At 53.9% G+C, this 11,746-nt stretch carries 10 protein-coding genes and 1 riboswitch; of the genes, 8 read left to right on the forward strand and 2 right to left on the reverse strand.

The genetic code is table 11. The annotated features are described in order from the left end of the window. Window positions 1-84: 84 nt before the first annotated feature. From argC to oxyR, 4 genes are all read left to right on the forward strand, one after another. Window positions 85-1,089: an N-acetyl-gamma-glutamyl-phosphate reductase gene (gene argC / locus MUU51_RS01825; RefSeq protein WP_258966969.1), complete on the forward strand. Its 1,005-nt coding sequence runs from the start codon at window positions 85-87 to the stop codon at window positions 1,087-1,089. 10 nt (window positions 1,090-1,099) lie between these two features. Next, window positions 1,100-1,876, forward strand: a complete 777-nt coding sequence (gene argB / locus MUU51_RS01830) for an acetylglutamate kinase (protein WP_159776391.1) — start codon at window positions 1,100-1,102, stop codon at window positions 1,874-1,876. A gap of 105 nt (window positions 1,877-1,981) precedes the next feature. Next, window positions 1,982-3,355: an argininosuccinate lyase gene (gene argH / locus MUU51_RS01835; RefSeq protein ID WP_258966970.1), complete on the forward strand. Its 1,374-nt coding sequence runs from the start codon at window positions 1,982-1,984 to the stop codon at window positions 3,353-3,355. Between the two features lie 293 nt (window positions 3,356-3,648). Then, the gene (gene oxyR / locus MUU51_RS01840; RefSeq protein WP_159776387.1) at window positions 3,649-4,566 is read left to right on the forward strand and encodes a DNA-binding transcriptional regulator OxyR; all 918 of its coding nucleotides are present in this window, start codon (window positions 3,649-3,651) and stop codon (window positions 4,564-4,566) included. On the opposite strand, the gene sthA is transcribed toward oxyR, so the two are convergent. Then, window positions 4,549-5,949, reverse strand: a complete 1,401-nt coding sequence (sthA, locus tag MUU51_RS01845) for a Si-specific NAD(P)(+) transhydrogenase (RefSeq protein ID WP_159761565.1) — start codon at window positions 5,947-5,949, stop codon at window positions 4,549-4,551. The two genes, oxyR and sthA, sit on opposite strands and share 18 nt — an antisense overlap. A 197-nt stretch (window positions 5,950-6,146) precedes the next feature. Between sthA and fabR the strand changes: the two genes are divergently transcribed. Together fabR and MUU51_RS01855 are read left to right on the forward strand one after the other, a co-directional pair. Next, the gene (gene fabR, locus MUU51_RS01850; protein ID WP_159776385.1) at window positions 6,147-6,797 is read left to right on the forward strand and encodes an HTH-type transcriptional repressor FabR; all 651 of its coding nucleotides are present in this window, start codon (window positions 6,147-6,149) and stop codon (window positions 6,795-6,797) included. After that, the gene (locus MUU51_RS01855; protein WP_110511840.1) at window positions 6,797-7,156 is read left to right on the forward strand and encodes a YijD family membrane protein; all 360 of its coding nucleotides are present in this window, start codon (window positions 6,797-6,799) and stop codon (window positions 7,154-7,156) included. The genes fabR and MUU51_RS01855 overlap by 1 nt, the downstream gene beginning before the upstream one ends. Before the next feature lie 39 nt (window positions 7,157-7,195). Here MUU51_RS01855 and trmA read toward each other — a convergent pair whose 3' ends face one another. After that, window positions 7,196-8,296 carry a tRNA (uridine(54)-C5)-methyltransferase TrmA gene (gene trmA / locus MUU51_RS01860; RefSeq protein WP_159776382.1) on the reverse strand — a complete coding sequence of 367 codons (1,101 nt, stop codon included), beginning with the start codon at window positions 8,294-8,296 and terminating at the stop codon, window positions 7,196-7,198. Between the two features lie 115 nt (window positions 8,297-8,411). Next, window positions 8,412-8,607: riboswitch (cobalamin riboswitch) on the forward strand. A 67-nt stretch (window positions 8,608-8,674) separates the two neighbouring features. Here trmA and btuB point away from each other — a divergent pair. Beyond that, a complete protein-coding gene (gene btuB / locus MUU51_RS01865; protein ID WP_258966971.1) occupies window positions 8,675-10,519 on the forward strand; it encodes a TonB-dependent vitamin B12 receptor BtuB in 1,845 nt (614 codons plus the stop codon). Continuing rightward, a complete protein-coding gene (gene murI / locus MUU51_RS01870) occupies window positions 10,464-11,315 on the forward strand; it encodes a glutamate racemase (RefSeq protein WP_159776378.1) in 852 nt (283 codons plus the stop codon). Before btuB ends, murI begins: the two co-directional genes overlap by 56 nt. Window positions 11,316-11,746 lie beyond the last annotated feature (431 nt).

An 11,746-nucleotide genomic window follows, 5' to 3' on the forward strand; every position in this document is an offset into this window, starting at 1 on the left:
GACACACCTCAGGTCATGATAGTATCAATATTCATGCAGTATTAGTGAATAAAAATACACTATCGTTGAGCATAAAGGAACCCGATGTTGAATACGCTGATTGTAGGCGCAAGCGGTTATGCAGGCGCTGAGCTGGTGAGTTACGTAAATCGTCATCCGCACATGAACATAACCGCTTTGACGGTCTCAGCGCAAAGCAATGATGCCGGAAAGTTAATTTCTGATCTGCATCCGCAGCTGAAAGGCATTGTCGATTTGCCACTGCAGCCGATGTCCGATATTCGCGAATTTTCCGCGGGTGTGGACGTGGTTTTCCTCGCGACAGCGCATGAAGTGAGCCACGATCTGGCGCCGCAGTTCCTCGACGCAGGCTGCGTGGTGTTCGATCTTTCCGGCGCATTCCGCGTTAACGATGCTGATTTTTATCAGAAATATTACGGTTTCACTCACCAGCACCCTGAGTTGCTGGTGCAGGCGGTGTATGGCCTGGCGGAGTGGAGCGGTGACAAAATTAAAGAAGCGAATCTGATTGCTGTGCCGGGTTGCTACCCGACCGCGGCACAGCTGTCGCTCAAACCGTTGATCGACGCCGGGCTGTTAGATCTTTCCCAATGGCCGGTGATCAACGCCACCAGTGGCGTCAGCGGTGCCGGGCGCAAGGCGGCGATTGCCAATAGTTTCTGTGAAGTTAGCCTGCAGCCTTATGGCGTGTTCAACCACCGCCATCATCCGGAAATCACCACTCACCTGGGCGCAGAAGTGATTTTCACTCCGCATCTGGGTAACTTTAAACGCGGTATTCTGGAAACCATTACCTGTCGTCTGAAACCGGGTGTGACCCGCGAACAGGTGGCTGATGTCTTTAATCAGGCATATGCCAGCAAACCACTGGTGCGCCTGTATGACAACGGCGTGCCGGCACTGAAAAATGTGGTTGGCCTGCCATTCTGTGATATCGGTTTTGCCGTTCAGGGCGAGCACCTGATTGTGGTCGCCGCAGAAGATAACCTGCTGAAAGGCGCGGCGGCTCAGGCTGTGCAGTGCGCGAACATTCGTTTTGGCTATGCCGAAACCCAGTCTCTTCTTTAATGGATACCTGATGATGAATCCTTTAATTATCAAACTCGGTGGTGTGCTGCTGGACAGTGAAGAAGCGCTGGAGCGTCTGTTTACCGCGCTGGTGCATTACCGCACGGAACATCAACGCCCGCTGGTGATTGTACACGGCGGCGGTTGCGTGGTGGACGAGCTGATGAAACAGCTGAATCTGCCCGTGAAAAAGAAGAATGGCCTGCGTGTGACGCCTGCCGATCAGATTGACATCATTACTGGTGCGCTGGCGGGAACGGCCAACAAAACGCTGCTGGCGTGGGCCAAAAAGCATCATATTGCCTCCGTGGGCCTGTATCTCGGTGACGGCGACAGCGTGACGGTTTCTCAGCTCGACGAAGAGCTGGGTCACGTCGGTCTGGCGAAGCCGGGTTCGCCGAAGCTGATTAATACTTTGCTGGAAGGTGGTTTCCTGCCAGTGGTGAGCTCCATCGGCGTGACCGAAGAAGGTCAGTTGATGAACGTCAACGCCGACCAGGCAGCCACGGCGCTGGCCGCCACGCTCGGCGCGGATCTGATCCTGCTTTCCGACGTGAGCGGTATTCTTGACGGTAAAGGCCAGCGTATTGCCGAAATGACGGCGGCGAAGGCGGAACAGCTAATCGACCAGGGTATCATCACCGATGGCATGGTCGTCAAAGTGAATGCCGCGCTGGATGCCGCCCGCACGCTGGGCCGTCCGGTAGATATCGCCTCATGGCGTCACGCCGAACAGCTCCCATCGCTGTTTAACGGCACGCCAATCGGTACGCGTATTCTGGCTTAAGATCTGATGCCCGGCGGCGCGATGCTTGCCGGGCCTACCTGAGCTTGTAGGCCGGATAAGCATCGCGCCATCCGGCACTGAAAATTAATGAGAAGGAAGCATGTTATGGCACTTTGGGGCGGGCGTTTTACTCAGGCAGCAGATCAGCGGTTCAAACAGTTCAACGACTCTTTGCGCTTTGACTACCGTCTGGCGGAGCAGGATATTATTGGCTCTGTGGCCTGGTCTAAAGCGCTGGTGACGGTGCACGTATTGACCGCAGCGGAACAGCAGCAGCTTGAAGAAGCGCTGAACGTATTGCTCGAAGAAGTGCGTGCGAATCCGCAGCAGATTCTGGAGAGCGACGCGGAAGATATTCACAGTTGGGTGGAAGGCAAGCTTATCGATAAAGTCGGCCAGCTGGGGAAAAAACTGCATACCGGACGTAGCCGTAATGACCAGGTAGCGACCGATCTCAAGCTGTGGTGCAAAGACACCGTGGCTGAATTGCTGAGCGCTAATCGCCAGTTGCAGGTCGCCCTGGTGGAAACCGCGCAAAACAATCAGGACGCGGTGATGCCGGGTTATACCCACCTGCAACGCGCACAGCCGGTGACCTTTGCTCACTGGTGTCTGGCCTATGTCGAAATGCTGGCCCGTGATGAAAGCCGTTTGCAGGATACCTTGCGTCGTCTGGACGTGAGCCCGCTGGGCAGCGGTGCGCTGGCCGGTACCGCGTATGAAATCGATCGTGAACAGCTGGCAGGCTGGCTGGGCTTTGCATCGGCAACCCGTAACAGCCTGGACAGCGTGTCCGACAGGGACCACGTGCTGGAGCTGTTGTCGAACGCCTCCATTGGCATGGTGCATCTGTCGCGTTTTGCGGAAGACCTGATTTTCTTTAACTCCGGTGAAGCAGGCTTTGTCGAGCTTTCTGACCGCGTGACGTCAGGTTCTTCCCTGATGCCGCAGAAGAAAAACCCGGATGCGCTGGAGCTTATTCGCGGTAAATGCGGCCGCGTGCAGGGCGCGCTAACGGGTATGATGATGACCCTGAAAGGTCTGCCGCTGGCGTATAACAAAGATATGCAGGAAGACAAAGAAGGGCTCTTCGACGCGCTGGACACCTGGCTCGACTGCCTGCATATGGGCGCGCTGGTGCTGGACGGTATTCAGGTGAAACGCCCGCGTTGTCAGGAAGCAGCGCAACAGGGTTATGCCAACTCTACCGAACTTGCAGATTATCTGGTCGCCAAAGGCGTGCCATTCCGTGAAGCGCACCATATCGTGGGTGAAGCGGTGGTGGAAGCCATTCGCCAGGGCAAACCGCTGGAAGCGCTGATGCTGGCAGAGTTGCAGAAGTTTAGTGCAGTGATTGACGACGATGTTTATCCGATTCTGTCGCTGCAATCGTGCCTCGATAAGCGTGCCGCTCAAGGCGGCGTCTCGCCGAAGCAGGTTGCGCAGGCGATTAAAGATGCGCAGGCGCGCTTACTCTGATCATCGCTGATGCCGGGTGGCGCTGCGCTTACCCGGCTTACAAATACCGTTCGAGCCTGGCGAAATGCCGGGCTTTTTTATGTAAAAAAAGCGGACCACGGGGTCCGCAAAGTTCACGTTGGCTTTCGTTATTCATATCAGAGAGGAACTCTGAACGGGTCGGTGGCTTCAAGGGTTTGTGAGGTACCGCCTCGTTTATGTGGAGTATTATTGACCACAACCCTTGATAGGGATAATCGTTCATTGCTATGCTATCTATCGCCATGAACTATCGTGGCGATGGAGGATGGATAATGAATATTCGTGATCTTGAATACCTGGTTGCCTTAGCTGAGCATCGTCATTTTCGCCGTGCGGCGGATTCCTGTCACGTCAGTCAGCCAACGTTAAGTGGGCAGATCCGTAAGCTGGAAGATGAGCTGGGCGTAATGCTGTTGGAGCGTACTAGCCGTAAGGTGCTGTTTACGCAGGCAGGATTATTGCTGGTGGATCAGGCGCGCACCGTGCTGCGCGAGGTAAAAGTGCTCAAGGAAATGGCGAGCCAACAGGGCGAAGCGATGTCCGGACCGCTGCATATTGGCCTGATCCCCACCGTGGGGCCTTACCTGCTACCGCAGATTATCCCTATGCTGCATCAGGCGTTCCCGAAACTGGAAATGTATCTGCACGAGGCACAGACCCATCAGCTGCTGGCGCAACTCGACAGCGGTAAGCTCGACTGTGCAATCCTGGCATTGGTCAAAGAGAGTGAAGCCTTTATTGAGGTGCCGCTGTTCGATGAGCCGATGATGCTGGCTATTTACGAAGATCACCCGTGGGCGAATCGCGACCGCGTGCCGATGTCCGATCTGGCCGGTGAAAAGCTGCTGATGCTGGAGGACGGGCACTGCCTGCGCGACCAGGCGATGGGCTTTTGCTTTGAAGCGGGGGCGGATGAAGATACCCATTTCCGCGCCACCAGTCTGGAAACGCTGCGCAATATGGTTGCAGCAGGCAGCGGCATCACGCTGTTACCGGCGCTGGCTGTGCCGCCAGAACGTAAACGTGATGGCGTGGTTTATCTGCCGTGCATTAAGCCGGAGCCTCGTCGTACCGTCGGTCTGGTTTACCGTCCAGGGTCACCGCTGCGCAGCCGCTATGAGCAGCTGGCAGAGGCCATCCGCACGCAGATGGATGGCCATTTCGATAAACCGTTAAAACAGGCGGTTTAAGCCGTTCAGCGCAGCAACCCGATAGGCTTCCGCCATGGTCGGGTAGTTAAAGGTGGTGTTAACGAAGTACTCGATGGTGTTACCACCCCCTTTTTGCTCCATTATCGCCTGGCCGATGTGAATGATTTCGGCCGCGCGCTCGCCAAAGCAGTGTATCCCCAAAATTTCCTTGGTTTCCCGATGGAACAGGATCTTCAGCGTTCCCACATTCATTCCGACAATTTGCGCCCGCGCCAGGTGCTTAAACTGCGCCCGACCGACTTCGTACGGCACTTTCATCGCCGTCAGCTGCTGTTCGGTTTTCCCGACAGAACTGATTTCCGGGATGGTGTAGATGCCCGTTGGAATGTCTTCAATCAGGTGCGCGGTGGCTTCGCCTTTGACCAGCGCCTGGGCAGCAATTCGGCCCTGATCGTATGCCGCAGAGGCCAGACTCGGGTAACCGATAACGTCGCCGACCGCATAGATATGCGGAATGGCGGTCTGGTACATGCTGTTCACTTTCAGCTGACCGCGGCTGTCGGTTTGCAGGCCGATGTTTTCCAACGCCAGGCTGTCGGTGTTACCGGTACGTCCGTTAGCGAACAGTAAACAGTCTGCTTTGAGCTTTTTGCCGGACTTCAGGTGCATGATCACGCCGTCGTCCATCCCTTCAATTTTCTCGTACTCTTCGTTGTGGCGAATGACCACGCCGCTGTTCCAGAAGTGATACGAAAGGGAGTCTGACATTTCCTGATCGAGGAATGCCAACAGGCGATCGCGGGTGTTGATCAAATCAACTTTGACCTCCATTCCGCGGAAGATAGATGCATATTCGCAGCCGATCACCCCGGCCCCGTAGATGATCACGTGGCGTGGTTCATGATGCAGGCTGAGGATGGAGTCGCTGTCGTAGACACGTGGGTGCGAGAAGTCGACGTCGTCCGGACGATAAGGGCGCGAGCCGCAGGCGATGATGAATTTCTCCGCAGTCACTGTTTCGACCGAGCCGTCATGGCATTCGAGTGCGAGGGTGTGCTCATCAACAAAGTGGGCGTCGCCCTGCAGAATTTCGCAGTGGTTACGTTCGTAGAACCCCTGGCGCATCCGCGTCTGCTGGTTAATCACGCTGTCGGCATGGTTGAGAATGTCGGCGAATGAAGAACGAAGTAGTCGGGTATGGTCGCTGTAGAGAGGGTTCTGGTTGAATTCGATAATGCGGCTTACGGCGTGACGAAGCGCTTTCGATGGGATGGTGCCCCAGTGGGTACAGCCACCACCGACGTTGTGATAACGCTCGATGACGGCGACACGGGCTCCTTGCTTAACCAGCCCCATTGCAGCGCCTTCGCCGCCCGGGCCAGAACCAATTACTATTGCATCATAATCGTAGGTGTGTGGCATGGTAAGGCTTACCTGTTCTTATACATAAAAGCAACAGAATAGTAACATCATTGCCCCGATAACCCAATTATCGTTGTGCTTTTTTCACACTGGAGAGCACAAACCGCCCGTAAACAATCATTCACAAAGCACCTCAAACAGATTAGTTTTAATCTCTGGTATAGTGCCGATAAGGCAGATGGAAGGATTCAGACATCGTGATGGGCGTTAGAGCGCTACAAAAAGAAAAAACCCGGCGTTCGCTGGTGGAAGCAGCATTCAGTCAACTGAGTGCTGAAAGAAGTTTTGCCAGCCTGAGCCTGCGTGAAGTTGCGCGAGAGGCGGGGATTGCGCCGACCTCTTTCTATCGTCATTTCCGCGATGTGGACGAACTCGGGCTGACCATGGTCGACGAAAGCGGGTTAATGCTACGTCAGCTTATGCGTCAGGCGCGTCAGCGTATTGCCAAAGGCGGCAGCGTTATTCGTACGTCCGTGTCGACCTTTATGGAGTTTATTGGAAATAACCCCAACGCATTCCGCTTACTGCTGCGTGAACGTTCCGGCACCTCTGCGGCGTTTCGTGCCGCCGTCGCCCGTGAGATTCAGCACTTTATTGCGGAACTTGCTGACTATCTGGAAATCGAAAACCATATGCCGCGCGCCTTCACTGAAGCGCAAGCCGAAGCGATGGTCACCATCGTATTTAGTGCAGGTGCAGAAGCACTGGACGTCGGCCCTGAACAGCGTCGGCAATTAGAAGAGCGACTGGTACTGCAGCTGCGGATGATTTCCAAAGGCGCGTATTACTGGTATCGCCGTGAACAAGAGAAAGTGCACTCCATTCCGAAAAACGTGAAGGATGAGTAATGAAACAGACAGGTCAAGACAGAGGTACGTTGTTACTGGCGTTGGTCGCTGGTTTATCCATTAATGGGACATTTGCTGCACTGTTCAGCTCCATCGTACCCTTTACCGTATTCCCCTTGATTGCGCTGGTGCTGACGGTGTACTGCCTGCATCAACGTTACCAAAATCGCACCATGCCGGTTGGGCTGCCAGGGCTTGCCGCCGCGTGTTTCATCCTCGGCGTACTGGTTTACAGTACCGTCGTTCGTGCGGAATACCCGGACATCGGCTCTAACTTCTTCCCGGCCGTGCTGTCGGTGATTATGGTGTTCTGGATTGGTTTCCGGATGCGTAATCGTAACGCTGAAATCGCGGAATAATGCGGATGAGCCCTCTCAATGAGAGGGCTAAAAGGCGGATTATTTCTTCGTCAGCCAGACCCCACACTCCATATGATGGGTGTACGGGAACTGATCGAACAGCGCCAGGCGCTCAACGTTGTGCGTTTGGCCTAACGTTTCCAGATTCTTACATAACGTTTCTGGATTACAGGAAATGTACAGAATGCGTGGGTACGCCTGCACCATCTTCTCGGTTTCGCTGTCCAGCCCGCTGCGCGGTGGATCGACGAAAATCGTTTCACACTGATAACCCTTCAGATCGATACCCTGCAAGCGGTTAAACTCGCGGACGCCGTTCATCGCTTGGGTAAACTCTTCCGCTGACATCCGGATAATCTGCACATTATCAATATGGTTTGCCGCGATGTTGTATTGCGCCGCTGCCACGGACGGTTTGGCAATTTCTGTCGCTAATACACGGTCAAAGTTGCGCGCCAGCGCCAGCGAGAAGTTACCGTTGCCACAGTACAGCTCCAGCAAATCGCCTTTTGAATGTTGGGTCGCAGCAAGCGCCCATTCCAGCATCTGAATGTTCATTGCCGCATTCGGCTGGGTGAAGCTGTTTTCCACCTGACGGTAAATCATCTCCCGCCCGCCGACCGGCAAACGTTCATCAATAAAGTCCTGATCAAGCGCGATTTTGGTTTTCGTCGCACGACCAATCAGATGGACATTCAGATTCGCAGCTCGCAGGACATCACGCAATGCGGTCGCGGCGACCTGCCATTCGTCATCCAGCTTTTTATGATAAAGCAGAGAAACGATAGCCTGATTACTCATGGTAGTCAGGTAATCAATCTGGAACAGCTTGTGACGCAGGACTTTTTCGCCCTTGACGCCATCCAGCACGGCTTTCATCAGCGCATTAATTAATTCGCTGGCCGCCGGGAAGGTATCGACACGAATGCGCTGTTTGGTCGCCTGATCGAAGATGATGTGATAGAGGTCGTCGCCGTCGTGCCAGATGCGGAATTCTGCACGCATGCGGTAGTGACTGACAGGTGAGCGGAACACCTCCGGCGCAGGGGCATTGTGTGGCGCCATCATGCTTTGCAGGCGGACAACTTTCTCTGCTAGCTGGGCCTCGTACTGTTCTGTCGGCAGGTGTTCGGGGGTCATGATGCTTCCTGAAAGAGATAAATAACGCGGCGATTGTAGGGAATGCTCACAGGATGTCCAGCCCTTGATAGCCAGGCTTACATGATTAGCAGTCTGGACATCTGTATGTTACTGAATGTAGCATCCTGTTTCCGGTCTTGTGAGTTAAAAGGGAATCCAGTGTAAATCTGGAGCTGACGCGCAGCGGTAGAGTAAGGCGAAATGAGAGCGTAAGCAGACACTGCCGGTAGGTGGGAAGTCATCGTTTCATTGCCCCGATTATGTTTGGGGAGCCTTCTAGCCCGAAGACCTGCCGGAGTACGTCGCAACGGATCCTCATCATCGCGAGCTACTGATGAGACCAGCGGCATCCTTCTTATTTATTGGATGCTTTTAACAATGATTAAAAAAGCTTCGCTGCTGACGGCGCTCTCCGTCACAGCTTTTTCTGGCTGGGCGCAGGATAGCAGCTCAGACACGATGGTCGTCACGGCAAACCGTTTTCAACAACCTATTAATACGGTTCTGGCGCCTGTCACCGTGGTGACGCGTGAGGATATCGACCGTTGGCAATCCACCTCTGTTACTGACGTTATGCGTCGATTGCCTGGTGTTGATATTTCCCAGAATGGTGGACTCGGGCAAAGCTCTTCTTTATTTATTCGCGGAACTAACTCCAGCCATGTGCTGATTTTGGTGGACGGCGTTCGTTTCAACCAGGCCGGCGTCAGTGGTTCCTCAGACCTGAGTCAGTTCCCTGTGAGCCTGGTTCAGCGTATCGAATACATTCGCGGGCCGCGCTCGGCGGTATATGGATCTGATGCGATCGGCGGCGTGGTTAACATTATCACCACTCGTGATAAAGATGGCACGACGCTGAACGCCGGGATTGGGTCAAACGGCTACCAGAGCTATAACGGGAGCACTCAGCAGACGCTGGGTGGTAACACGCGTGTGACGCTGGCCGGAGACTACACCTATACCAAAGGCTACGATGTCGTAGCGGACGGTAATAACGGTGGACTGGCACAGCCGGACCGCGATGGCTTTATCAGTAAAAGTTTGTATGGCGCGCTGGAGCATAATTTCTCAGATGAGTGGAGCGCGTTTGTTCGTGGCTATGGCTACGACAACCGTACGGCCTACGATGCCTATTACAGTCCATATACACCTGATGTATTGGTCGACACGCGCCAGCTCTATAGCCAGACCTGGGACGCGGGTGTGCGTTTCAATAATGACATCTTCCATTCACAGCTGACGTCCAGCTACAGCCACAGCAAAGATTACAACTACGATCCAAATCTGGGTCGCTATGATTCCACGGCGACGCTGGACGAAGTCAAACAATACAACGTACAGTGGGCGAATTCGGTGGATGTCGGCCACGGCAACGTTGGCGCAGGTATCGACTGGCAGAAGCAAAGCACCGAGCCAGGGACCAGCTACGTGACCAATGGTTACGATATTCGTAACACCGGCATTTTCCTGACGGCGTTGCAACAGTTTGGTGAGTTTACCTTTGAAGGCGCAGTGCGCGGCGACGATAACTCGCAGTTTGGCGATCACGGCACCTGGCAGGGCAGTGCGGCCTGGGAATTTGTCGACGGCTATCGCTTCGTGGCGTCCTACGGGACGGCATTTAAAGCGCCGAACCTGGGGCAGCTGTACGGCTTCTATGGCAACGAGAATCTCGATCCGGAAGAAAGTAAGCAGTGGGAAGGGGCCTTTGAGGGCTTAACGGCAGGCGTGAACTGGCGTGTGTCTGGTTATCGTAATGATGTCGATAATCTTATCGATTACGACAGCCACCTGAATCAATATTATAACGTGGGCAAAGCGCGCATTAAAGGTATTGAGGCTACCGCATCCTTTGACACGGGTCCGTTAGCGCACACCCTGAGCTATGACTATCTTGATGCTCGTAACGCCCAGACCGATGAGCTGCTGCCGCGACGAGCCAAACAGCAGGTGAAGTACCAGCTGGACTGGCAGGTGTATGATTTTGACTGGGGAGTGACGTACCACTACCTGGGCACCCGATACGACACCGACTACAACACCTATCAGACCGTTAAGATGGGTGGTGTAAGCCTGTGGGATGTCGCAGTTTCATATCCGGTCACCTCTCACCTGACAGTTCGTGGTAAAATCGCCAACCTGTTCGATAAAGACTACGAGACAGTTTATGGCTACGAAACTGCAGGACGGGAATACAACTTGTCTGGCAGCTACACCTTCTGATCCACGTCCCACTGTCCTGGTGTTTGATTCCGGGGTCGGTGGGTTGTCGGTTTATGATGAGATTCGGCACCTGCTGCCGGATCTTCATTACATCTACGCTTTCGATAACGTTGCCTTTCCTTATGGCGAGAAGAGCGAAGCCTTCATCGTCGAGCGCGTGCTTGAGATAGTCACCGCGGTTCAACAGCGTTATCCCCTCGCCCTGGCGATCATCGCCTGCAACACGGCAAGTACCGTTTCACTTCCTGGTCTGCGCGAAAAATTCGCCTTTCCTGTGGTGGGGGTGGTGCCAGCGATTAAACCGGCAGCACGTCTCACGGCGAACGGTGTGGTTGGGTTGCTGGCGACGCGTGGCACGGTAAAGCGTCCTTATACACGTGAGTTGATCGAGCGCTTTGCGAATGAGTGCCATATTGAAATGCTGGGTTCAGCGGAGCTGGTGGAACTGGCGGAAGCGAAACTGCATGGCGAACCGGTACCACTCGATGAACTGCGTCGCATTCTGCGCCCATGGTTGAGAATGGCAGAGCCACCAGATACGGTCGTTCTGGGATGCACGCATTTCCCTTTATTGCAGGATGAGCTGCTTGAAGTTCTGCCGGAAGGTACGCGGCTGGTTGATTCCGGCGCGGCAATTGCACGGCGAACGGCCTGGCTGCTTGAACATGAAGCGCCTGATGCCAAATCTTCAGATACGAATATCGCTTTCTGTATGGCTCAGACAGCAGAAACTGAACAACTTTTCCCCGTTTTGCAGCGTTATGGCTTCGAAAGGCTCGAAAAGCTGTCTGTTTAGTAGGCATTTGAGTAAAAAAGAGACGGTTGAAAAGTTTTTTGCAAACAGGGCTTGTCAACGTCTCAGAACTCCCTATAATGCGCCTCCACTGACACGGAACAACGGCACGCTAGCCGCCGGGTCAGAAGGGTTTCTCAGGAAATCCTGACAGAGAAAAGCGAAAATAATTGCTTGACTCTGAATGAGGAAAGCGTATTATACGGGACCTCGAGTTAGCAAGCGAAAGCGCGTAACTCACTGCTCTTTAACAATTTATCAGACAATCTGTGTGGGCACTCAAAGTGACATGGATTCTTAATGTCTTCGGACACTAAATGAATACCAAGTCTTATGAGTGAACATACGTAATTCATTACGAAGTTTAATTCATGAGCATCAAACTTAAATTGAAGAGTTTGATCATGGCTCAGATTGAACGCTGGCGGCAGGCC

The organism is Scandinavium manionii, assembly GCF_024764775.1.
Taxonomy (GTDB): Bacteria; Pseudomonadota; Gammaproteobacteria; order Enterobacterales; family Enterobacteriaceae; genus Scandinavium; species Scandinavium manionii.